Below are 22,592 nucleotides of genomic sequence, written 5' to 3'. Positions count from 1 at the left end.
CGCAGGTCAAGGAGAAGAACGTGCGGGGCACCCGGCCCCACCCCCTGGATCACCACCCCGCCGGAGCGGCGGGGCCCCCTTGACCCACCTCGCCGGACCTCCTTACCTTGTCCACACATATGAATGAGGTCCATGGTTTTGGCTCCTGGCGGGCATGTCCCGCAGGTACCGCAGGGGCCCTGCCGCGCGCCCGGTGCGCGCGTGCGCACCCACGCACCGAGGAGATCCGCGCATGCCCGCTCCCCGCACCGTCCTGCTCACCGGCGCCGCCGGCGGACTCGGCACCCTGATGCGCGGGCTCCTGCCCGCGTACGGCTACGAACTCCGGCTCCTGGACGCCCTCCCCGTCGAGGGCGAGCCCGGCGCGATCACGGCCGACCTCGGCGACCGGGCGGCGCTGCGCGAGGCCGTGCGGGGCGTCGACGCGATCGTCCACCTCGCCGGCATCTCCCTGGAGTCCTCCTTCGAGAAGATCCTGCGGGCCAACATCGAGGGGACGTACAACCTCTACGAGGCCGCGCGCGAGGAGGGCGTCCGGCGCGTCGTCTTCGCCTCCTCCAACCACGTCGTCGGCCACACCCCCCGCCCGCTGCCCGGCGACCCGCTGATCACCGTCGACGCCCCGCGCCGCCCCGACACCTTCTACGGCCTGTCCAAGTCCTTCGGGGAGGACCTCGCCCAGCTGTACTGGGACCGGCACGGCATGGAGACCGTCTCGGTGCGCATCGGATCGTGCTTCCCCCGGCCGACCTCCGTACGGATGCTGTCGCTCTGGCTGAGCCCCGAGGACGGCGCCCGGCTCTTCCACGCCGCGCTCACCGCCGAGGACGTGCGGCACACCGTCGTCCACGGCTCGTCCGCCAACACCCGGCTGTGGTGGGACCTGGCCCCGGCCCGCGCGCTGGGCTACGAGCCGAGGGACGACTCGGAGCCGTACGCGGCGGAGCTCGTCGCCGAGCAGGGGGAGCTGGACCCGGACAACCCCGACCACGCGCACCTCGGCGGCCACTTCTGCGCCGATCCGCCGATCTGGCCGCGCTGACCGGCGCCGCCGGGGCCGGTCAGCGCCCGCCGGGGAGCCGGTCCGCGTCCGCCGGGGAGCCGGTCCGCGTCCGCCGCGGAAAACCGCGCGACAGCGCGTCCGCCGACGGGCAGGATGCGGGGTCATGCCGAGACCTTCCGGATTCCTGTACGAGCAGCACGGCGACGCGAGCGTCACCATCACCCACCACGGCCGCCCCGCGGGCACGCTGCGCGGCGGCCGGGCGGAGAAGTTCCTGGCCGAGGTGGAGTCCGGGGACGCCCAGCTGGTGATGGCCCGCTGGACCGGGGCGTACAAGCACGGCAACGAGCGCACCGCCCGCGACCACCCGCGCAACCGGTCGCGCAGGCGCTGACGGGCGGACACCGCGCGCTCACGGCCGGGCGTCCGGGCACCCGCGCGGGCGGGGAAGCGCGGGGCGGGACGCCGGCAAAGGTAAGGGAACGGCAAAGCCGGGTCGTTCGTTACTCCGGACATGACCGCTATGACCCCCGGCTCGAACATCCCTCTCTCCGCCGCCCGCGTGGCAGTGGACGTCTCCGCCCCGGTGCGGCTCGACGTTTCGGGCCTGCTGCTCACCGCAGACGGCAAGGTGCGCTCGGACGACGACTTCATCTTCTACAACCAGCCCACGGGCCCCGGCGTGACCTACCGCTCCGGCGGCGGCACCGCGCCCGACTCGATCCTGGTGGACACCGCGGCGGTCCCGCCCGGCATCGAGAAGATCGTCGTCACGGCGAGCCCGGACGCGGCGGGCCAGACCTTCCAGGGCATCGAGCCCACCGCGACCGTGCGCAACGCCGACGACAACAGCGTGCTCGCCACGTTCACCCCGCCCCGGCTCGGCACCGAGACGGCGCTCGTGGTCATCGAGGTCTACCTCCGCAACGGCGCCTGGAAGGCCCGCGCGGTCGGCCAGGGCTACGCCAACGGCCTGGCCGGCATCGCCACGGACTTCGGCGTCTCGGTCGAGGAGGAGCCCGCCGCCGCTCCGGCCCCCGTGCCCGCCGCGCCCCCGATGCCGTCCACCGGCCCGGTGGACCCGCGGATCGCCGCGCCCCCGGCGCCCGCCGCCCCGCCGGCTCCGCCCGCCACCGGGAGGATCAGCCTCGACAAGGGCCGGGTCAGCCTCCAGAAGAACCAGACGGTCTCCCTGGTCAAGGGCGGCCGGCCGCTGCTCTCCCAGGTCAAGATGGGCCTCGGCTGGGAGCCCGCCTTCCGCGGCAAGGACATCGACCTCGACGCCTCGGTGATCGCCTACGGCCCGCAGCGCAATCACATCGACAGCTGCTACTTCGGCAAGCTCTCCATCCTGAACGGCGCGATCAAGCACTCCGGCGACAATCTCACGGGCGAGGGCGCGGGGGACGACGAGGTGATCGTCGTGGACCTGGGCCGCATCCCTCCGGAGGCGACCGGCCTGGTCTTCACGGTCAATTCGTTCACCGGCCAGAAGTTCACCGAGGTCGCCAAGGCCTACTGCCGACTGATCGACGGGACCACCGGCGAGGAGCTGGTCCGCTTCGACCTGACCGGCACCGAGCCGCAGACCGGCGTGATGATGGCCAAGCTGATCAGGCAGTTCTCCGGCGAGTGGGAGATGACGGCCATGGGCGACTTCGTGAAGTCGCGCACCGTCCGGGGCATGGTGAAGCCCGCGGCCCAGGCGCTGTGACGCCTCGTGGGGCCGGAAACGGCCCGGGGGCGCCCGCGGATGCGGACGCCCCCGGGGCCCTGGTCGTGACCGGTGCCCCTCTCAGAGCTTGGTCAGCTTGGAGTACGGGTGCAGGATCCTCCCCTGCCGCCCGGCGAAGTCGATGAGCACCGCGTCGTTGTCGCCCTCGACGGCGAGGACCCGGCCGAGGCCGAACTGATCGTGCGACACCCGGTCGCCCGCGTCGAACGATTCGACGGGCGGGGCCTCCTGGGCCGGGCGGTTGAAGGGGCTGGAGGGCAGGTGGCGCCGGGATCCGGCTGACTGTTTCATTACTGCGAGTATGCGCCCCGCGGACGGCGCCGGGGAACACCCGGGACCGTACCCGTCCGCCGCGGGGCGGCCGGGGCGCCGGGCCCGCCGTCAGTTCTTCCAGGGCCAGTCCGCGTCCCGGCCCGCCTCCAGCAGCGGCACCATGCGGAACGCCGCGTCCGAAAGCCCCCCGAAGGTGTGGCGGTTCCCGCTCCCCGACGGGGCGTGCCCGACCCGGTGACCGGCCAGGTTCCAGGTGTAGACGGGCACGGTGGACGGCACCGCCGCGGTGACGTCCCCGGCGTACGAGAACGCCGCCTGTTCGTCGGTGACGATCAGCACCCGGTCGTGGGACCGGTAGTGCCGGCGCACCGCCTCCGCCGTGTCGGTGCCGCCGAGGTCGCCGAAGCGCTCCAGGACCTTCAGCACGGACTCGCTCCGGCGGTACTTCACCGGTGCGCTGCTCGTGCCGAACTGCACCAGGTCGGCGTCGGCCGCCCGGAGCGCCAGCGCCGTGCCGAAGATCGCGGCGGCGTCGGCCCGGTTGAGCTGCGAGCGGTCCGAGAGCGGCGACCACATCGAGCCCGAGCGGTCGACCAGGACCAGCGTCCGCCCCGGCAGGGCGGGCACGTTGTCCAGCGAGTGGCCGAGCGCCTTCTCCAGCGGGTGGGCCCAGCGCAGCGAGGGCGCGTGCTGGTGAGCGGCGAGGTAGCGGAACGGGAACTGTCCGGACGCGGCGACCGCGGCCGGGTCGCAGATCCTCGCCGCCACCCGCGCGGCGACCTCGTCCGAGACGCCCGCCTCGTCGAAGTTGCGCAGATTGCGGATGAGCGCCATCGCGCCCATCGACGGAATCACCGCTTCCCAGGCCGTGGCGTCCATCGGTCCCTGCAGCCAGCCCGCCAGGGCCTCCCAGGTCATGCCCGCGGCGGCCAGCCGGTCCGCCCCGTCGGGGCCCTCGATCACGGCCCGCCGCTCCTCGACCGGCAGCTCCATCAGCGCGCGATGGGCGGTCAGGACGCGGTCGAAGACCGGCGGCACGGCCGTCTCGGGGTGGTGACGGCGGTCGAGGGCGTACCGGAACAGCTCGCCCTGCCACGGCTTTTCGGGGTCGGGCGAGGCGTGCACCAGGTTCAGGACGTCGCCGAAACGGTAGCCCTTGGACGCGGTGTCGTACTTCAGCAGCGACTTGCCGTTGTAGAGCCGGCGCACGGCGTCGGCGATGCCGCGCTTGACCGGCTTGGGCACGGCCCGGCCGTAACACGAGGTCCAGTAGCCGAGGAGTTCACCGGGCTCGTCGGCGCGCAGCAGCGCGGAGTCGACGACCCGGCGGTTGGACGGGCCGGCCTCGGCGCCCGCCTCCAGCCGTGCCTTGACGTACTCGGCGGCGCCGACGATCGAGGCGGTGCGCATCCGGCCGTCGCGGCGCAGCCAGTGCAGCAGGCCCGCGGTCCACTCCGGGTCCTCGACGGCCAGGGTCCGCACCAGGGTGGAGAAGCGGTCGTCGCGCTGCGCGCCGTCCTCGTAGAAGGTCTGCTGCGAGACGAAGTTGGCGACCGCGAGCAGGAAGAGTTCGGAGCGCGCGTCGCGCAGATGTCCCCGGCCGCCCTGATGGGTCGGCGCGGTGCGCCCGGTGGACTTCACGGGCGAGACGGCCCGGGGGCGGGTGGTGCGGGTGTTGAAGCGTGCCATGTGAATTCCCCCGAATTCATTGGGAGAAGGCACGGCCGAAAGAGGTGCCCGAGATCAGGGGTCGGCGACGGACTTACTGATGCTCTGTCCGATTGAGCTACCGGCCGGAGCCGGACGGGACTCGAACCCGCAACCCTCAGTTCAAAGGAAGTAACCGTTGCCTGCGCACCGGGCACCCCCCGGCGTTCGTGCCTCCCGAGATCATGTCCGGCGGCGGCGTTTTCTGGACAAGAAGGAGCCGCGGCCTGCGCACCGGGAGGTGCGTGCAGCCATTGCTGATGAAGTTGTGGTGCCCAGAGATCCGGTTCGGCGGAACCGACGAAGGTGCTCTGCCGACTGAGCTACACCGGAGCGAGATCCGGTGGCGGGACTCGAACCCGCGACATCCCCATTAAGAGTGGAAGTAGGTCCTGCCTGCGCACCTGGGCACGGACAGGACTCTAAAAGAGGAACCGCCCGGTGCGCGAGGGAATTACGCGCCCGAGCGGTTCACCCGCACGAGTTGTCGCTGCCGCTTCCGGCCGGTGCTTCTTCTTGCCGCTACTTCTTCGGCTGGCGCTTCCACGGGCCGGTGATGGCGAGCATGATGCCCGGCGTCTGGATGTTGGCGTACAGCGTCCGGCCGTCGGGCGAGAACGTGACACCGGTGAACTCGCTGTACTCCGGCTCCTTCTCGGTGCCGATGTTCAGGTCGTTGCGCGCGATGGGGTAGGTGCGGCCGCTCTCGGTCGCGCCGAAGAGGTGCTGGACCCCCTCGCCGTCCTCGGCGATGACCAGACCGCCGTACGGCGACACGGTGATGTTGTCCGGGCCGTCGAAGGCGCCGTCCTTCGACGGGTCGGAGTTCACGCCGAGGAGCACCTTCAGCGTCAGCGTGCGGCGCTTGGGGTCGTAGAACCAGACCTGGCCGTCGTGCTGGAGGGGGCTCTCGGAACGGGCGAACGAGGAGACGACGTAGGCGCCCCCGTCGCCCCACCACATGCCTTCGAGCTTGCGGGCGCGGGTGATCTCGCCGTCCGCGAACTGCTTGCGCACCGAGACGGACTTGGCGTCGCGGTCGGGCACGTCGACCCAGTCCACGCCGTACACCGTGCCGATCTTCGTGGCGCGGGACAGGTCGTCGACGAACTTGCCGTTGCTGTCGAAGCACTTGGTGGCCTGGAGGACACCGGCGTCGTCGGCGAGGGTGCGCAGCTTGCCGCGGCCGTGCCGGAAGCCCTGCGGCGGGACCCAGCGGTAGAGCAGCCCGTTGGGGTTGCCGGCGTCCTCGGTCAGGTAGGCGTGACCGCGCTTGGGGTCGATCACGACGGCCTCGTGGGCGTACCGGCCGAACGCCTTGATCGGGTGCGGGTCGCGGTTGGCGTTCCGGTCGTACGGGTCGACCTCGAAGACGTAGCCGTGGTCCTTGAGCAGGCCGTTCTTGCCGGCCTTGTCCTCGGTCTCCTCGCAGGTGAGCCAGGTGCCCCACGGGGTGGCGCCACCGGCGCAGTTGGTGGACGTGCCCGCGATGCCGACCCACTCGGCGACCCGGCCGTCGCGGCGGGTCTCCACGACGGTGCAGCCGCCGGCCGCGATCGGGTCGTAGACGAGGCCCTCGGTGAGCGGCACCGGGTGGTCCCAGCCGGCCCGGGTGCCGGCCAGCTCGTGGTTGTTGACGAGCAGGGTGACGCCGCGCGGGCCCTCGAAGGCGGCCGTGCCGTCGTGGTTGGAGGGGGTGTACTCACCGCTCTCCAGCTTGGTGACGCCGCAGTGGGTGACGACCTTGTACGAGAAGCCGGCGGGGAGCGCGAGGATGCCCTCGGGGTCGGCGATCAGCGGTCCGTAGCCGGGCTCGCGGCCGTGACCGTGCCCGTGGTCCTGGTCGTGTCCGTGGGCCTGCTTCGGGTCGTCGGCGGCCAGGGCACCGGGCGCGGTGGCCAGGGAGGCGACGGTGCCGGTCAGGGCGATGCCGGCACCGGTGAGTGCGGACTGCTTGGTGAATTCCCTGCGCGTGATGGGCATCACGTACTCCTGGGGGCGACTGGGCGGGTTGTTTGCGGGCCCACAGTCGCGCCCCTGTGCCAACGGAAGTTGAACTGCGGGCGACGCCGGGGGACATCCTTCCTGTGCACTTGGCCGAAAACGGATGTCCGACCCTCCGTCGCCCACCGCAGCGGACTGCGCGTCGGCGCCGTCCGCGCGATCCCGCCCGTCCGTGCCGCCGGGGTGAGCGGACGGTGCGCCCGCCGAAGTCCGGAACCGGGCACCCCGGTTCCGCCGCCCTCCCGGCCGTCCTCCCGCCCCGGAGCACTCCGGAGCGGGGCGGCGCATCGTTCAGGAGCCCGCGCGCGACCGGGCCTTGAACGCCGCCTTGCGGGCCTCCTTGGCCTTCTTCTTGTCGCTGTGCAGCCGTCCCATCGCTTCGAGGACCTCCGCCGTCGCCGGGTGCTCCACCCGCCACGCCTCGTCGAAGAAGCCGCTGTGCTGCCCGGCCAGGCCCTCGACCAGGTCCTGGAGTTCGTCCAGGTCCCCGTCGGCCTCCAGCTGGGCCGCGATCGTGTCGACGGCGAGCCAGAAGATCATCGGCTCCGGCGGCGCGGGCACGTCCGCCGCGCCCAGCTCCGCGAGCCAGACCCGGGCGAGGCCGCCCAGTTCGGGGTCGTCCAGCACCGCGCGCACCGCGGGCTCCGCCTCGGCGCCGACCAGGGCGAGGGCCTGCTGGCAGTGGAGCCTGCGCAGCGGGGCCTGCCGGTCCGTTCCGCGGGCCGCCGCCAGGAGTTCGGACCCGGCGCCGTCCGTCCCGCGCCGGGCGAGCCACAGTCCGACCTCGGCGCGGGCCGCCGCCTCGGGGTAGTACGCGATGCCGCCGAGGAGCGCGTCGGCGCCCTTGTCCGCGAGGTCGCCGACGGCCGGGGCGTCCACCCCGGCCTCCAGCATCCGGGCCCGCAGGCCGTACAGCCCGAGGGGGGTCAGCCGCACCATTCCGTACCGGGTGACGTCCTCGTCGTCGTCCGGTCCGGCGCCGTCCTCGTCCTCCTCGACCAGCAACGCCTCGTCCACCGGGCGGTATTCGACGATCCCGATCGGTTCGAGGACCCGGAACTGGTCGTCGAGGCGCATCATCGCCTCGGACACCTGCTCGAGGATGTCGTCGGTCGGCTCGCCCATGTCGTCGGGCACGACCACCGACGCGGCGAGGGCGGGCAGCGGCACGGGGACCGCCTCGGTGCCGCCCCCGCCGTCGCCGACGGTGAGCAGGTACAGGTTGCCGAGGACCCCGTCGAGGAACTCCGCCTCCACCTCCGGGTCCCAGTCCAGGGATTCGAAGTCGATCGTGCCGTCCTCGGCGACGAGGTCGGCGAGGTCGTCGAAGGCGGGAGCGGTGGCATCGGCGTGGACGGCCTCCAGGCCGTCGAGCCAGATCGACAGGACGTCCTGCGGTGAACCGCCGGTGACGAGCGCCAGGTTCTCGCCGGCGGTCACGGTCCCCTCCGCGTCCGGCCCGGCGGCCTCGTCGGGGTCCTCGACGTCGAGGAGGCCGGCGTCGACCGCGAGCCGCCACGCCTCACTGGCCTCCGCCGCGCCGTCCTCGTCCGGCTCCAGGCCGAGGTGCTCGGCCGCCGCCGGCAGCTGCGCGTCCACGAGTTCGCCCCCGGCGCCGACCCGGGTTTCGGGCCCCGCCCATCGGGCGAGCCGGACCGCGCGGGCGAGCAGCGGCGTGGCGAGCGCGTCCCGCGCCAGCTCGGCGTCGGTGCGCAGCCGTACGGGCGGCAGGGTGGGGCGCTCTGCGGACATCAGGCGGTTCTCCTCGGGGCGTACCGGACGTACCGGGCGTACGGATCGGGCGTACGGCGCACGGATCGGGCGGCCCAAGCGTAGACGCATTTCGCCCCATGCCGCCCGGTTCATGCAACGGACAGTGGCAGTACACCCGCCAGACCTTGACAACGTCCTTCCGCACCCAAGAGATTGACGCGCGTAGACCTCTCCATCCGACCCTCGATCCCCCCGGAGCCCGTGATGCCTTCCGCATCGTCCAGGACGACCGCCGTCTCCGCCGTAGTCACCGCCGCGCTCGCCGCCGGTCTGCTCACCGGCGCCGCCACCACCTCCGCGTCCGCCTCCCCGACCGCCGACGCCCAGGTCCGCATCCACGACATCCAGGGCTCCACCCGGATATCCCCGCTCGTCGGCCGGCAGGTCGCCGGGGTCACGGGCATCGTCACGGGCGTGCGGACGTACGGCTCGAAGGGCTTCTGGTTCCAGGACCCGGAGGCCGACGCCGACCCCGCCACCAGTGAGGGCATCTTCGTCTACACGGGCTCCGCGCCCACGGTCGCGGTCGGTGACGCGGTCACCGTCTCCGGCACCGTCACCGAGTACGTCCCGGGCGGCCTCGACTCCGGCAACCAGTCGCTCACCCAGCTCAGCAAGCCCACCGTCACCGTGGTGTCCTCCGGCAACGCCCTGCCCGAGGCGGTGCGGATCACGTCGCGTTCGGTCCCCTCCCGGTACACCCCCGAGGGCGACCCGGCGGCGGGCGGCTCCATCAACGCGCTGCCGCTGAACCCGTCCCGCTACGCCCTGGACCACTACGAATCCCTCGAAGGCATGAACGTCGCCGTCGGCACCTCGCGGGTGGTCGGCGCCACCGACGCGCACGCCGAGCTGTGGGTGACGGTGAAGCCGAACGAGAACGACACCCGCCGCGGCGGCACCGTCTACGGCGGGTACGACGCGCAGAACACCGGGCGGCTGCAGATCCAGTCGCTGGTGCCGCTGGCGCAGCAGCCCTTCCCGAAGGCGAACGTGGGCGACGTGCTGTCCGGCGCGACCGAGGGCCCGCTCGACTTCAACCAGTACGGCGGTTACACGCTGACCGCCCGCACCATGGGCACGGTCGTCGACGCGGGCCTGCGCCGGGAGACCACCCGCAAGCAGCGCAGCGGCGAGCTGGCCGTGGCGACGTACAACGTCGAGAACCTCGACCCGAGCGACCCGCAGGAGAAGTTCGACGCGCTCGCCGCGGCCGTCGTCGACAACCTCGCCTCGCCCGACGTGCTGGCCCTGGAGGAGATCCAGGACAACAACGGTTCGAAGAGCGACGGCACGGTCGCCGCCGACCTGACGGTCGGGAAGTTCATCGACGCGATCAGGGCTGCGGGCGGCCCGGCGTACGAGTGGCGCTCGATCGACCCGGAGGACAAGAAGGACGGCGGCGAGCCCGGCGGCAACATCCGCCAGGTGTTCCTCTTCAACCCGGAGCGGGTCTCGTTCACCGACCGCGCCGGTGGTGACGCCACGTCGGCGACCGAGGTCGTGCGCGAGCGGGGCCGCGCGGCCCTCACCCTCTCCCCCGGCCGGATCGACCCGGCGAACCCGGCGTGGGAGAACAGCCGCAAGCCGCTCGTCGGGGAGTTCGTCTTCCGCGGCCGTCCGGTGTTCGTCGTCGCCAACCACTTCGCGTCCAAGGGCGGCGACGAGTCCATCTTCTCGCAGCACCAGCCGCCGACCCGTTCCTCGGAGGTCCAGCGGCACGCGCAGGCCGAGACGGTCAACACCTTCGTCAAGAAGCTGCTGAGCGTCCAGAAGAACGCGGACGTCCTGGTCGTCGGCGACATCAACGACTTCGAGTTCTCCGGCACGGCAAAGGCGCTGACGGCCGGGGGCGTGCTGTACCCGGCGATCAAGTCCCTGCCGCGCTCGGAGCGTTACTCGTACGTCTACCAGGGCAACAGCCAGGTTCTCGACCAGATCCTGACCAGCCCGTCGATCGACGACTTCGCCTACGACAGCGTGCACATCAACGCCGAGTTCGCCGACCAGAACAGCGACCACGACCCGCAGGTGATCCGCTTCCGCCCGTAGGCCGTACGGTCCGCACGGACCCGTTCCGTGCGGACCGCCCTACGCGCCCGTCCCCGGCCGCATGCCGAGCGCGGGCGTGTAGCGGTTCACGCCGCCGCCGATCATCCCCGGGTACGACTGCACCCGTTCCCACTGCGACGTGCTCGACCCGACCCCGGCACCGGGCGCGGCCAGGGCGGCCCGGTGGGCCGCGGCGCTCTCCCATTCGGCGTAGTTCAGCACGCGCGTCCCGTCGGTGCTCACGTGGAAGTGCGCCGCGATACCTCCGGAAGCGAGCACGGGATCGGTCGCCATCGCCTCGAACACGGCGTCCACCCAGTCCCGCTGCCGGGCCGGGTCCGCCCCGTCGAACTCGACGTCGACGATCGCCACGCAGCCCGGCTCCCGTTCGTCGCCCTCCACCGCCGTCCCGGACCGGTACAGCTCGTAGGTGTGCAGCCCGAGCCGCCGGATGCCGGGCACGGCCGCGTCGATCTCCGCGTTGCGCTCGTCCCTGCCGTGCCGGAAGAAGTCCTGGTACGCCTGCTCGTCGCTCCACTGGCTGTAGTGGAACAGGGTCTTCCCGTCCTCACCCGCGTGGACGGTGTACGAGAGCAGCCCGGGGTGCGGCCAGTCCCGGCCGGCCCACGCCCGCCGGATCGCCTCGACCGTCCGGCGCAGGCGCTCGGGAGTGCCGACGTCCCAGGTGCTCGCCTTGACGAGTCCGACGTCGTTGCGGGCAAGATCGGGGCGGGATTCGAAGTGCACACTCATGACGGGTCCTTTCCGACCGGCGCACCGGAGTGGCGAGCCGTTGGCGCCCACCCTGATACGTCAAGTCCGCTTGAGGTCAACAGCACGTCCTGCTGCGGCGTCAGGCCCACCGACCGCACGACGAAGGAGTACCGCATGGCGCCGCACCTCAGGCCGATCGACCGCGAGGAGCATCTGGCGTTCGTCGCGAGCCGGCCGGCCGTGAGCCACATGCAGGTCCCGTCGTGGGGCGACGTGAAGCCCGACTGGCGTACGGAGAGCATCGGCTGGTTCGACCGGGACGGCGCGGGCCGGGAGCGGATCGTCGGGGCGGGGCTCGTCCTGTACCGGCCGATCCCCAGGGTGAAGCGCTCTCTGGCCTATCTGCCGGAGGGTCCCGTCATCGACTGGCACGACGGCGCCCTGCACGAGTGGCTGGATCCGATGCTGGCGCATCTGAAGGCGCGGGGCGCGTTCACGGTGCGGATGGGGCCGCCGGTGGTCGCCCGGCGCTGGGACGCCCGGACGGTGAAGGACGCCATCGCCGATCCGGCCGCCGGGCGCCTGCGCGAGGTGCGGCCGGACGAGGTGGAGCCGGGCGCCGCCGAGCTGGTGGAGCGGCTGCGCGGGCTGGGCTGGCGGCAGGGCGAGGAGGAGAGCGAGGACGGGTTCAGTGCGGGGCAGCCCCGGTACGTCTTCCAGGTGCCCTTCGCCGGACGGTCGTTGGAGGACGTCCAAAGCGGTCTGAACCAGCAGTGGCGGCGCAACGTCAAGAAGGCGGAGAAGGCGGGCGTCAAGGTCGTCGAGGGCGACTACGAGGACCTCCCGGCCTTCTACGAGCTGTACCGCGAGACGGCCGGGCGCGACCGCTTCATCCCCCGGCCGCTCGCCTACTTCCAGCGCATGTGGACCGCGCTGCGGGCCGAGGACCCCGACCGGATGCGGCTGTACCTCGCCCGGCACGACGGCGAGACGCTCTCCGCGGCGACGATGCTGACCGTGGGGAACCACGTCTGGTACTCCTACGGCGCCTCGACCGGCCGCAGGCGCGAGGTGCAGCCCAGCAACGCGGTCCAGTGGCGCATGATGAGCGACGCGCACGAGCGGGGCGCGGCCGTCTACGACCTGCGCGGCATCACCGACACCCTGGACGAGGGCAACCACCTGCTGGGCCTGCTGCGCTTCAAGGTCGGCACCGGCGGCCGGGCCGCCGAGTACGTCGGCGAGTGGGACTACCCGGTCAACAAGGTGCTCCACAAGGCGTTCTCGCTCTACATGGCACGCCGCTGACCCCGCCCCGGCAGCCCGCGGGGGCGGCCGGAGGCCGGGCGCCGCGGTGCCCGTGCCAGACTCCGGGGCATGATCCTGCGCATCGCCACCCGTGCCGACCTGCCCGCCGTCCTCGCCCTCCTCGCGGACGAGGAAGGGGTGGTCGATCCGGCCTCGGTCGTGGTCGACGAGGCGTACGAGAGTGCCTTCGCGGCCATCGCGGGCGACCCGCGCAACGAGATGCTGGTGCTGGCGGACGGCGACACGGTGCTGGGCTGTGCGCAGGCGACGTACATACCGGGGCTCGGCCGCAACGGCCGGGAGCGGGCGCTGATCGAGGCGGTGCGGATCAGGGCCGACCGGCGGGGCGGCGGGCTGGGGCGGGAACTGATGGCGCAGGCCGTGGAACGGGCCCGGCGGCGGGGGTGCGGGCTGGTGCAGCTGACCAGCGGCAAGCGGCGCGCGGACGCGCACCGGTTCTACGAGTCGCTGGGCTTCGCCCGCAGCCACGAGGGCTTCAAGCTCGCCCTCTGAGGCCCCGGAGCCCCCCTGGGCCCTCTGCGCAGGCGCCGCTACGCGGGGTCGGTGCGCCAGGCGGTCATGTTGAGCTCGTCGAGCAGCCGCACGTCGCTGCCCTTCAGGGGGAAGGTGCGCGGCTCCAGGCCGGGGGCGGGGGCGATCTCCAGCGCGTCGCCCTCGACGAGGTCGCCGCCGGTCGGGGTGGACACCCAGGCCAGGAGCGAGCGCACGGTCCTGCCCGGCTTCAGCACGACCGGCTGCGGGCCGCGGTCGGTGCCCATGTACGAGGAGCCCGGGTTGACCTTGACCGGCAGCGGGTCGCCTGCCTCGTCCAGGGCCCGCACGGAGGGGTAGCCGTTGACGGTGTACGGCTTGCTGCCGCAGTTGGTGAGGGTGAGCCCGACGGCCCGGTGACCGAGCGCCGCCTCCACCTCGCCCATGTCCACGACGACGCCGGAGGACGGGCAGTCGGCCCGGGAGGCGGTTTCCGTGGGCGTGGGGGCGGACGGCCGGTCGGGGAGGGCGACGGTGCCGCTCGGGAACGGGGTCGGCAGCTTGTCGGCGTGCACGGCCCACGAGCCGCTGGGGGTCGGTTCCGGCTCGCCCTCGCCCGCCGGTACGAGGAACCCGGCGCATCCGGAGAGCGTCAGGCCCAGGGCCCCGGTCAGGAGCGCGGCCGTCACCGGTCCGCGTCCGGCCGTTCTCGTCCCGGTGCCCGCCCCTGTCGGCCCTCGCATGCTCACGCACCCCGCCCCGCATCGACCCGCCGTGTAGACGTTCGATCATGCCAGAGACGGTGACCGGCCTCCCCCGATTGTTCAGCTCTGCTTTCTCTTCCCCTCCAGCAGAACTAAGTGGACCTTTACGGTCCGGTCGGCCGAGACTGCGGGCATGACAGCAACCGCGGCCCCCTTCGGCCGGGCGCTCTGCGCCATGATCACGCCCTTCACCGCCGACGGCGAGCTGGACCCGGACGCCGCCGGGAAGCACGCCGCCGGCCTGGTCGCCGACGGCTGCGACGGTCTGGTGCTCAGCGGCACCACCGGCGAGTCCCCGACCACCACCGACGCCGAGAAGGCCACGCTGCTGCGGGCGGTGCGGGCGGCGGTGGGCGACGGGGTGCCGATCGTCGCCGGGGTCGGCTCCCCGGACACCCGGCACACCATCGACCTCGCCCGGCAGGCCGAACGGGCGGGCGCGGACGGTCTGTTGGTGGTGACGCCGTACTACAGCAGGCCGCCGCAGGCCGCCGTCGAGGCGCACTTCCGGCGCGTCGCCGACGCGACCGGCCTCCCGCTGATGCTGTACGACATCCCCGGCCGCACCGGCACCCGCATCGAACCGGAGACCCTGCTGCGGCTCGCGGAGCACCCCCGCGTCGTGGCGGTGAAGGACTGCGCCTACGACCTCCTCGGCTCCACGAAGGTGATCGGCGCGACCTCGCTGGCGTACTACTCGGGCTGCGAGGAACTGAACCTGCCGTTGTACGCGGTGGGCGCGGCGGGCTACGTCAGCACGGTCGCCAATGTGGCGCCCCGTCAGCTGAGGGCGGTCCTGGACGCCTTCGACGCCGGGGACACCGCCGGGGCCGCCCGGCTGAACCTGCTGAACGCCCCGCTCACCGAGGCGATGATGGCGTCCGGGCTGCCCGGCGCGGTCACCGCCAAGGCGCTGCTCGGCGCCGGGCCGGTCCGGGAACCGCTGCAGCCCGCCGGGCGCGGGGCGACCGACGGGCTGCGCGAGGTCCACGAGGAACTGCTCCGCGCCACACGTCGGCCGTGACCGTGCGGCGGCGGGGCGTCGTCGGTCAGTTGTGGCTGTGCAGGATGTCGTTGAGGCCGCCCCAGACCGCGTTGTTCGGGCGGGCCTCGACGGCGCCGCTGACCGAGTTGCGGCGGAAGAGGATGTTCGAGGCGCCGGAGAGCTCGCGGGCCTTGACGATCTGGCCGTCCGGCAGCGTGACACGGGTGCCGGCCGTGACGTACAGCCCGGCCTCGACGACGCACTCGTCGCCGAGCGCGATGCCGACCCCGGCCTCGGCGCCGATCAGGCAGCGCTCGCCGATGACGATGCGCTCCTTGCCACCGCCGGAGAGGGTGCCCATGGTGGAGGCGCCGCCGCCGATGTCGGAACCGTCGCCGACGACGACGCCCGCGGAGATCCGGCCCTCGACCATGGAGGTGCCGAGGGTGCCCGCGTTGAAGTTGACGAAGCCCTCGTGCATGACGGTCGTGCCGGCGGCGAGGTGCGCGCCGAGCCTGACCCGGTCGGCGTCGGCGATCCGGACGCCCTTGGGCGCGACGTAGTCCGTCATCCGGGGGAACTTGTCCACCGAGGTGACCTGGAGGTGCAGGCCGTCGGCGCGGGCGTTCAGCCGCACCTTCTCCAGGTCGTCGACGGCGACCGGGCCGAGCGATGTCCAGGCGACGTTGGCGAGGAAGCCGAAGATGCCGTCGAGGTTCTGCCCGTGGGGCCGGACGAGCCGGTGCGAGAGGAGGTGCAGGCGCAGGTAGGTGTCGTGCGCGTCGAGCGGCTTGTCGTCGAGCGAGGCGATGACCGTACGGACGGCGACGATCTCGACCCCGCGGCGGGCGTCCACGCCGATGGCCTTAGCGGCGCCCTCGCCGAGGAGGTTGACGGCCTGGTCGGGGGTGAGCCGTTCGGTTCCGGCCGGGCCCGGCTCGGCGGTGAGTTCGGGGGCGGGGAACCAGGTGTCGAGAACGGAACCGTCGCCGGCGATGGTGGCGAGGCCGGCGGCGACGGCGCCGGTGGTGCGAGCAGGAGTCGTGTCGGTCATGACACGAAACCTAACCGGCGGGGCGCCGCCGGGGCCAACCGGTCTCGCCGGACGGTCGCGGCCCGGCCCGGCGGACCGGACCCGCCGGGTCAGCCGGGCTGTGTCCGCCGTTCGGGTACCGGCGCCACGGCCCCCTCGCGCACCGGCGCGGACGGCGCGGCGGCCCCCCGCAGCCGTCGCGCCGCCAGCACCGCCAGCCCCGCGGCGCAGGCCAGTACCGCGCAGACGGGCCAGAGCAGTCCGGGCGCGTGGGCGTAGAGCGTGCCGCCGAGCGGCGGCGCCAGCACCTGGCCGCTGATGGAGGCGCCCGCGTACAGGCTCTGGAAGCGTCCCTGCGCGTGGGCGGGGGCCTGGTCGGCTACGTACGCCGTGGCGGTGGTCTTGTAGAGGATCTCGCCCGCCGTCAGCGCGGCCATCGTCGTGACGGCGTACAGCGCGCCCGCGCCCGGGATCAGCACGGCGTAGCCCAGTCCCACCAGCAGCAGTCCGGTGCCCACGATGCTCAGCGGCGCCCGTCGGCGCAGCGCGTGCGCCGCGGGGAGTTCCAGCAGCAGGATGACGCCGCCGTTGATCGAGAGCAGCCAGCCGTAGAACTGGGGGCCGTGGCCGTGGTCGGCGAGGAAGACGGGCAGGGTCGAGTACTGCTGCCGGTAGACGAGGTCGACGCAGAGGATCGCGGCGAGCAGGACCAGTACCGCGGGTCTGGCCCGCAGTTCCCGCAGGAGGCCGGGTGCGCCGGGGTCGTGGGCCGCCCGGGTGTGCGCCGTGCCGTGCGCCGGGAGCACCGTCGCCGCGTACCCGGCGAAGAGCAGCGTCCCGAGGCCGTCGGCGACGAAGAGCCAGTCGTACGAGAAGCGGGCCGCGATCAGCGCGCCGAGCGGCGGGCCGACGGCGAACGCGGCGTTGCTCCCGGCGCGCACGAGGGCGAAGCTCTGGCGCCGGCTCCCCTCGGGGACGGAGACCGCTACGAGCGCGGCGTTGGCGGCGCGGACGACTCCGGCCGCGTACTGGGCGAGCGGCAGCACCCCGTACATCGCCGCGACCGGCAGGACGGGCAGGGCGGCGAGCGCGGCCCCGCCGACCAGCGCGCCGGTCAGGAGCATCCGGCGGTGGCCGTAGCGGTCGCCGAACCAGCCGCCGGTGAAGTTCCCCGCGACCAGGCCGACGCCGCCGATGCCCGCGATCACCCCGGCCTGCGGGACGCCCAGCCCGCGGGGGCCGGTCAGATAGACGAAGAGGTAGACGAAGGTGAAGCTGACGACTCCGTTGAGGAAGGAGCCGAGGGCCAGCAGCCGTACCGTGCGCGGCACGTCCCGCACGACCCCGAAGACCTTCATCCGCGACACCCCTCCCCGAGTTCCTTTTGGGAACTTACTATGGCAGCGTGTTTTCCTGCGGGTCAATCCAGTAAGAGGCGGAACGGGAGACCGACGGAGGAGCCATGCCCCAGCGCACCAGCCTGGCCGACGCCGACTGCGCGATCGCCCAGGCACTCGATGTCGTGGGCGACTGGTGGACCCTGCTGATCGTGCGGGACACGGCGCGCGGGGTGCACCGCTTCGACGCGCTCCAGCAGGAGCTGGGCGTGTCCCGCAAGGTGCTGACCGAGCGGCTGCGGCTGCTGGTCGACGCGGGGGTGCTGTCCCGGGAGCCGTATCAGGACCGGCCTCCCCGGTACGAGTACCGGCTCACCCCGCGCGGCCGCGCGCTGCTGCCGGTACTGATCGCGCTCCAGGACTGGGGCGACACCTGGGTACTGGGAGAGGGAGAGACGATGGCGACGACCGCGGAGACCTCGAAGGAGGCGGCCAGGGTGCACGCCCTGGTGGGCACGCGTCTGCCCGAGCTGCACCTGCTGGACCACGAGGGGGCGCCGCGCGACCCGGTCGCCGACACCCCGTACACCGTCCTGTACTTCTTCCCCGGCGCCTACGCCCGCCGGGACGCCTATCCGCCGGGCTGGGCCGAGATCCCCGGCGCGAGCGGCTGCACACTCGAATCCTGCACCTACCGCGACCAGTTGGCCGAGTTCACGGCGGCGGGCGCGACCGTGCACGGCGTCTCCACCCAACGCCCGGACGAACAGCGGGCCTTCGCGGAGGCGGAGCGGCTGCGCTTCACGCTGCTGTCCGACGCGGAGCCGGCACTGACCGCGGCACTGCGCCTGCCGACCTTCCGGGCGGGAGGGACGAGCCGGCTGAAGCGGCTGACGCTGGTGGTGGACCGGGACCGGACGGTCCGCCGGGCGCTGTACCCGATCACGGACATCGAGGCGAGCGTGCGGGAGGCCCTGGCGGCCGTCCGGAGCGGGGGCACGCCCGAGAACTGAGGAACACGGCCCGGTGCCGGCGGGGGCGGGGGCGTCGCAGGCGTCCGCCGCCCGCCGCCCCGTCAGCCCGGCGCCCTTACAGCTGATCAGCCCGTCAGCCCGTGATCCTGCCGAACATCTCGCGCGCGTACGCCTCGTCGTACTCCCCGCCGGTGAGCAGGACCTGCAGGCAGATCCCGTCCATCAGCGCGATCAGCGCCCGCGCCGTGGCCGGGTCGGTCCGCCGGGACAGCAGTTCGGCGGTCTCGTCGGTCCACTCGGCGGCGACGGGCCGCAGCGCGGGCCGGCGGAGTGCGGCGAGATACAGCTCGTACTCCAGCTCGGCCCGCCCGCGCCCGCCGGAGAAGTACTCCCCCAGCAGCCCGGCCAGCGCCCCGGCGAGATCGGTGTCCGGGTCGTCCAACGCCCCGCTCCCCCGGACGACTTCGGCGAAGTTCTCGTTCGACCGGCGCAGCGCGGCGATCAACAGCTCGTCCAGCGAGGCGAAGTGATAGGTCGTCGAGCCGAGCGGAACATCGGCCTCGGCCGCCACGGAACGGTGGCTGAGCCCCGCGATGCCCTCGGCGCCGACCACCCGGATCGCGGCGTCGACGATCCGGTCGCGCCGCCCGGGATCGTAGCGGCGCGCCATCAGTGGGCCCCGCCCAGGTTCAGCACCACCACTCCGGCGATGACCAGCGCTATCCCCGCCAGCTTGACCGGACTGCCGGTCTCCCCCATGAAGAGGATGCCGATGGCCGCGATCGCGGCGGTGCCTGTCCCGGCCCAGATGGCATAGGCGGTGCCCATCGACAGCGTCTTCAGCGTCCGGGCGAGCAGCCCGAAGGCCAGGAGGTAGCCCACGACGGTGATCACCGACGGCCAGAGCCGGGTGAAACCCTCGCTGTACTTCATGGCCGTCGTGCCGGCCACCTCCGCCGCGATCGCCGCCGCCAGCAGTCCGTATCCCATGTGTACGAGTGTACGCATCGCCGCCCGTGCGACGCGGCCGGAGCTTCCCGGTGGCCGGAACGTTACGGTGTCCCGACCGGCAGCACGCCAGTACGACGAGACATGACGGAGCGACAGTGGCGCAGGACGCAGGGTGGGGCGGCGGAGCACCGTACGGAGGACCCCCGGGGCCCCCGGGGTGGGGCGGCTGGGTGCCACCGCCGCCCAGACCCGGGGTGATCCCGCTGGCTCCCATGAAGCTCGGGGACATACTCGGCGGCGCCTTCGGCGCGATGGGGCGCCACTGGAAGCAGCTGTTCGGCATCGGCGCGGTGGCCTACGGCGGGGCGCTGGCGATCGTGGTCGCGGCGGCCCTGGTCGCGTACTCCTTGATCAGCGACCGGCTGCACCGGGTCATCGAGCTCAGTGCCGAGGAGGACGCGACGTCGGCCGACGTGGTGCCGCTCATGACCGCCCTCGGCGTCGTCTGGCTGGTCGCGATGATCGCCTTCGTGGTCGCGACGGCCCTGATGTACGCGACCGTTCCCGTGGTCCTCCAGGAAGCGGTACTGGGCAGGCCGACCACCTTCGGCGCCGTCTGGCGCCGGGCCTGGGCCCGGGTGCCCGCGGTGATCGGAACGGTGCTCCTGTGCTTCCTGATCGCGATGGTCCCGATGCTGCTCATGGTGGTCGGCTTCTTCGCCCTCGTGATCGGCGCGATCACGCTGGCGCACGACACCGGCGCCACCCCGTGGGTCGTGTTCGGCTTCCTGGGCGCCTTCGCCACCGCCCCGCTCGCGACCTGGCTCTGGGTGAAGTTCTGCCTGGCCCCCTCGGTCGCGGTCTTCGAGAACCAGTCCCCGGTGGCGGCGCTGCGCCGCTCCTCGCAGCTGGTGCGCGGCGACTGGTGGCGGGTCTTCGGGATCACCCTGCTGGCGCTCGCCATCGCCTTCGTGGCGAACTACCTCATCCAGATCCCGTTCTCGTTCCTCGGCATGTTCTCCGGCATCATCGGCGGCGCGACCCTGGACGAGGACCCCAATCCGGCCTCGATCGTGTTCGCCATGAGCGGCTACCTGGTGATCATGCTGCTGGGCCAGCTGGTCGGCCAGCTCCTCTCGGCGACGTTCCCGCAGTTGGTGACCGGGCTGGTCTACGTCGACCGCCGCATGCGCACCGAGAACCTGGGCCCGGTCCTCGCCGAGGCGGCTGCGGCCACGTCCCCGCAGCCGCAGTACGGCCCGCCCCACCCGCACGGCCGGTAGCCCCGCCGCCGGACGAGGAGTTCGCGCGGCGACCGGCCGGGGTGGGGTGCCGGCCGGTCGGCACGCGCGCCGACGACCGCCGTGTCAGCCGCCGACGGGGAACCGGACCGTCCGGGACTTCTTCCACTCCGCGTGGTCGAGGTCCTTCGCCTCCGTGCCGTCGCCGTACAGGTCGGCCGACCCGGAGTCCGTGATCAGCTGGGCACGGGCGTCCGGGTCCGTCAGGTCGGGGACCTCGACGACGGCCTCCCAGCCGCCCGGGTTCTCGGTCGGCAGCTCGACCCGCTCGACCGGCGGGTGGGTGGCGACCCCGTCCCAGGCGTAGAGGACGTACGGGTCCGAGTTGTCGTCGGCCGCCCAGGAACCGGCCACGATCAGGTACTGGTCGGCGGCGTTCTTCCGGATGTCGCGGATGCTGAGCCCGCCGAGGTCCAGCTCGATCGGGTCGCCCATGACCGCCTTCGCCCCCCGGCCCGCCACCCGGTCGAAGTTGGTGACGGGCACGATCAGGGCCTTGCCCCCTGCCTCCGGCGGAACGAGCGGGGCCCGGAAGCCGAGGTACGCGGTGGTGGTCGAGCCGGGTGCGAACTCCAGGCCCTCGATGTTGAACCCGTCGATCTGCTTGGGCGCCTCGCCGTCCTTCGTGCCCTCCGCGAAGCCGAGCCGGTCGCCGTGTGCCTCGTCCCAGGCGACGAGGTCCTCGCGGAGCTTCCCGTACGAACCGCCCACCGTCAGCCGGGTGTCGGCCCCGGAACCGGTCACCCGCGTGGTGAAGACCGTGTTGCGGTCGGCCTTGTACTCGCCGTCCTTGTTGTTGCCGAGCGAGCCGGTCCAGTAGATGGTGTCGCCGACCCGGGCCGCGCCCTCGATGTCGATCTCCTTCGACACCCCGAGGTCCGGGCCGACGTCCCAGCTCCGCACGGGCGCGCCCGACGCGGAACGGTCGTACAGGCGCAGGGTGTTGGACTCGTCGTCGGCGACGACCATGTGTCCGCCGCCCACGTCGACGGCGGCCGAGGAGTCCGCGGAGCCTGTGAGGTACCGCGTGTCGGCGGCGTCGCGGACCGCGGCCGACGCGGCGTAGTGCAGCTTCTTGGTGGCGGTCCTGCCGCCGAGTCCGGTGACCTCGATCGTGAGGTCGGTGTGGCCGCGCCCGCGCGCGGTGACCGACAGCTTCCGGGTGGCGCCCGTCCCGGTCACGGTCACGTCGCCGGTACCGGCGACGGACGACGTGGAGCTGGCGGACGCCGCCACCCGGAGCGCGCCCGCGTCGGCCCCGCTCTGCGCCACGGTGACCGTCACCCCGGGGTCGCCGGTGGCTCCGACGGCACCGGAGAGGTAGGAGACCGAGAGCCCGATCGTCGGTGTCCCGTAACTCCCGGCGTGCGCGGTAGCGTCGATCCCCGCGGCGGTCAGCGCGAGGACGACACCGGCCGCGGCGGCCGTTCGGCGGGCGGTGAACGAAAGCTGATGCGGCACGGCATGCCTCTCGTCGACGTGACAGGTCGGGGAGAGGCTGCACCACCGGAGCCACGCGCATGCGTCCACCGCACGGACAAAGGACGAACACCGAAGCACACCGGGCCCCGCTCGAACGCCCGCGCCCACCCGCCCACCGCTTGCACGAGCCGTGCGTGCGAAGGCAGGCTCTGGTCCGTCAAGAACATTGAGCGCGCGAGGTGTCGCCCATGAAACAGCTGCTCATCCACCGGGTCACCCCTGTCCTGCTGCTCCTTCAGGCCGCCTGCTTCGGCTTCTTCGGGCTGCTGCTCGCCGGGTGGGACACCGACACCGCCGAACTCGACCACACGGAGCCGTCCGCGGGTACCGGCCTCCTGTTCACGGGCCTGCTCCTGGTGGTGGTGCTGCTGGCCGTCGGCGGCGCGGCCCTGCTGGGCCGGGAGACCGTGCGCGCCCGGGTTCCGGGCCGGGTCCGGGCAGCGTGGCTGGGGGCCCTCGGCATCGCCGAACTCGCCGTGGCGGCGGCCTTCGTGGGCATGGCCCTCCAGGAGCCGGTGGGGCCCGACAGCCTGGTCGTAGTGGTGGCCGTCATGGCCTGTGCGGGCATCGCGGCGGTCTGCGCCGGTGAGGTCCGGGGCGGCGCGTCCCGCGCTCCCGAGCCCTCGCCGCACCTCTGAACCGGCTCTTCGGCACCAGGCGCCCGCAGGGCGGGGGCATGCGAACGGCCCCCGGAATCCGTCGGA

General features: G+C 72.9%; 21 protein-coding genes and 1 tRNA gene. 10 read left to right on the top strand and 12 right to left on the bottom strand.

The annotated features are described in order from the left end of the window. The first annotated feature begins 232 nt into the window (after positions 1-232). The 3 genes from ACWCXX_RS11705 (at position 233) to ACWCXX_RS11695 (ending at position 2,717) form a co-directional block, all read left to right on the top strand. The gene (locus tag ACWCXX_RS11705) at positions 233-1,042 is read left to right on the top strand and encodes an NAD-dependent epimerase/dehydratase family protein (protein WP_451126150.1); all 810 of its coding nucleotides are present in this window, start codon (positions 233-235) and stop codon (positions 1,040-1,042) included. Positions 1,043-1,166: 124 nt separating this feature from the next. After that, positions 1,167-1,397 (top strand): hypothetical protein, encoded by a 231-nt coding sequence (locus tag ACWCXX_RS11700; RefSeq protein ID WP_451126149.1) that lies wholly within the window; start codon positions 1,167-1,169, stop codon positions 1,395-1,397. A gap of 120 nt (positions 1,398-1,517) precedes the next feature. Then, on the top strand, positions 1,518-2,717 hold the full coding sequence (locus ACWCXX_RS11695) for a TerD family protein (protein WP_451126148.1): 1,200 nt from the start codon (positions 1,518-1,520) through the stop codon (positions 2,715-2,717). A gap of 81 nt (positions 2,718-2,798) precedes the next feature. Here ACWCXX_RS11695 and ACWCXX_RS11690 read toward each other — a convergent pair whose 3' ends face one another. The 5 genes from ACWCXX_RS11690 to ACWCXX_RS11670 form a co-directional block, all read right to left on the bottom strand. Beyond that, positions 2,799-3,029 (bottom strand): hypothetical protein, encoded by a 231-nt coding sequence (locus ACWCXX_RS11690; RefSeq protein WP_451126147.1) that lies wholly within the window; start codon positions 3,027-3,029, stop codon positions 2,799-2,801. A gap of 90 nt (positions 3,030-3,119) precedes the next feature. Then, positions 3,120-4,700 carry a TROVE domain-containing protein gene (locus tag ACWCXX_RS11685; protein ID WP_451126146.1) on the bottom strand — a complete coding sequence of 527 codons (1,581 nt, stop codon included), beginning with the start codon at positions 4,698-4,700 and terminating at the stop codon, positions 3,120-3,122. Positions 4,701-5,056: 356 nt separating this feature from the next. Further along, positions 5,057-5,126: transfer RNA gene (locus tag ACWCXX_RS11680), tRNA-Lys, on the bottom strand. A gap of 114 nt (positions 5,127-5,240) precedes the next feature. Further along, positions 5,241-6,701, bottom strand: a complete 1,461-nt coding sequence (locus tag ACWCXX_RS11675; RefSeq protein WP_451126145.1) for an alkaline phosphatase PhoX — start codon at positions 6,699-6,701, stop codon at positions 5,241-5,243. Positions 6,702-7,013: 312 nt separating this feature from the next. Then, positions 7,014-8,474, bottom strand: coding sequence for a hypothetical protein (locus tag ACWCXX_RS11670; RefSeq protein ID WP_451126144.1), 1,461 nt, complete (start codon positions 8,472-8,474; stop codon positions 7,014-7,016). Positions 8,475-8,699: 225 nt separating this feature from the next. Here ACWCXX_RS11670 and ACWCXX_RS11665 point away from each other — a divergent pair, with 225 nt between their 5' ends. Then, a complete protein-coding gene (locus ACWCXX_RS11665) occupies positions 8,700-10,547 on the top strand; it encodes an endonuclease/exonuclease/phosphatase family protein (RefSeq protein ID WP_451126143.1) in 1,848 nt (615 codons plus the stop codon). 39 nt (positions 10,548-10,586) lie between these two features. On the opposite strand, the gene ACWCXX_RS11660 is transcribed toward ACWCXX_RS11665, so the two are convergent. Next, positions 10,587-11,300: an antibiotic biosynthesis monooxygenase gene (locus tag ACWCXX_RS11660; RefSeq protein WP_451126142.1), complete on the bottom strand. Its 714-nt coding sequence runs from the start codon at positions 11,298-11,300 to the stop codon at positions 10,587-10,589. Positions 11,301-11,435: 135 nt separating this feature from the next. Between ACWCXX_RS11660 and ACWCXX_RS11655 the strand changes: the two genes are divergently transcribed. Together ACWCXX_RS11655 and ACWCXX_RS11650 are read left to right on the top strand one after the other, a co-directional pair. Beyond that, positions 11,436-12,569 (top strand): lipid II:glycine glycyltransferase FemX, encoded by a 1,134-nt coding sequence (locus tag ACWCXX_RS11655; RefSeq protein ID WP_451126141.1) that lies wholly within the window; start codon positions 11,436-11,438, stop codon positions 12,567-12,569. 69 nt (positions 12,570-12,638) lie between these two features. Continuing rightward, positions 12,639-13,082: an N-acetyltransferase family protein gene (locus tag ACWCXX_RS11650; protein ID WP_451126140.1), complete on the top strand. Its 444-nt coding sequence runs from the start codon at positions 12,639-12,641 to the stop codon at positions 13,080-13,082. Positions 13,083-13,120: 38 nt separating this feature from the next. Here the strand turns inward: ACWCXX_RS11650 and ACWCXX_RS11645 are convergent, their stop codons facing one another. Continuing rightward, entirely contained in the window at positions 13,121-13,804 is a 684-nt protein-coding gene (locus ACWCXX_RS11645; protein WP_451126139.1) for a DUF4232 domain-containing protein, read from the bottom strand. Between the two features lie 154 nt (positions 13,805-13,958). Between ACWCXX_RS11645 and dapA the strand changes: the two genes are divergently transcribed. Further along, positions 13,959-14,849, top strand: a complete 891-nt coding sequence (dapA, locus tag ACWCXX_RS11640; RefSeq protein ID WP_451126138.1) for a 4-hydroxy-tetrahydrodipicolinate synthase — start codon at positions 13,959-13,961, stop codon at positions 14,847-14,849. A 25-nt stretch (positions 14,850-14,874) separates the two neighbouring features. Here the strand turns inward: dapA and dapD are convergent, their stop codons facing one another. Together dapD and ACWCXX_RS11630 are read right to left on the bottom strand one after the other, a co-directional pair. Further along, complete coding sequence (gene dapD / locus ACWCXX_RS11635) at positions 14,875-15,864, bottom strand: 2,3,4,5-tetrahydropyridine-2,6-dicarboxylate N-succinyltransferase (protein ID WP_451126137.1); 990 nt, start codon at positions 15,862-15,864, stop codon at positions 14,875-14,877. An 89-nt stretch (positions 15,865-15,953) separates the two neighbouring features. Beyond that, the gene (locus ACWCXX_RS11630) at positions 15,954-17,201 is read right to left on the bottom strand and encodes an MFS transporter (RefSeq protein WP_451126236.1); all 1,248 of its coding nucleotides are present in this window, start codon (positions 17,199-17,201) and stop codon (positions 15,954-15,956) included. A 104-nt stretch (positions 17,202-17,305) separates the two neighbouring features. On the opposite strand from ACWCXX_RS11630, the gene ACWCXX_RS11625 reads away from it, so the two are divergent. Further along, positions 17,306-18,193 (top strand): winged helix-turn-helix transcriptional regulator, encoded by an 888-nt coding sequence (locus ACWCXX_RS11625; protein ID WP_451126136.1) that lies wholly within the window; start codon positions 17,306-17,308, stop codon positions 18,191-18,193. A 94-nt stretch (positions 18,194-18,287) separates the two neighbouring features. On the opposite strand, the gene ACWCXX_RS11620 is transcribed toward ACWCXX_RS11625, so the two are convergent. Both ACWCXX_RS11620 and ACWCXX_RS11615 read right to left on the bottom strand, forming a co-directional pair. Beyond that, positions 18,288-18,824 carry a TetR/AcrR family transcriptional regulator gene (locus tag ACWCXX_RS11620; protein WP_451126135.1) on the bottom strand — a complete coding sequence of 179 codons (537 nt, stop codon included), beginning with the start codon at positions 18,822-18,824 and terminating at the stop codon, positions 18,288-18,290. After that, positions 18,824-19,144, bottom strand: a complete 321-nt coding sequence (locus tag ACWCXX_RS11615; RefSeq protein ID WP_451126134.1) for a DMT family transporter — start codon at positions 19,142-19,144, stop codon at positions 18,824-18,826. The genes ACWCXX_RS11620 and ACWCXX_RS11615 overlap by 1 nt, the downstream gene beginning before the upstream one ends. Before the next feature lie 233 nt (positions 19,145-19,377). Here ACWCXX_RS11615 and ACWCXX_RS11610 point away from each other — a divergent pair, with 233 nt between their 5' ends. Further along, positions 19,378-20,388 carry a hypothetical protein gene (locus tag ACWCXX_RS11610; protein WP_451126133.1) on the top strand — a complete coding sequence of 337 codons (1,011 nt, stop codon included), beginning with the start codon at positions 19,378-19,380 and terminating at the stop codon, positions 20,386-20,388. An 84-nt stretch (positions 20,389-20,472) separates the two neighbouring features. Here the strand turns inward: ACWCXX_RS11610 and ACWCXX_RS11605 are convergent, their stop codons facing one another. Continuing rightward, positions 20,473-21,867 carry a hypothetical protein gene (locus ACWCXX_RS11605; RefSeq protein ID WP_451126132.1) on the bottom strand — a complete coding sequence of 465 codons (1,395 nt, stop codon included), beginning with the start codon at positions 21,865-21,867 and terminating at the stop codon, positions 20,473-20,475. Positions 21,868-22,076: 209 nt separating this feature from the next. Here ACWCXX_RS11605 and ACWCXX_RS11600 point away from each other — a divergent pair, with 209 nt between their 5' ends. Continuing rightward, positions 22,077-22,526 (top strand): hypothetical protein, encoded by a 450-nt coding sequence (locus ACWCXX_RS11600; protein ID WP_451126131.1) that lies wholly within the window; start codon positions 22,077-22,079, stop codon positions 22,524-22,526. The last annotated feature ends 66 nt before the right edge of the window (positions 22,527-22,592 follow it).

Source organism: Streptomyces sp. NPDC001732, from assembly GCF_053596315.1.
Note: the sequence above shows the minus strand (reverse complement) of the source record. Positions and strands in the feature narration are given on the sequence as shown.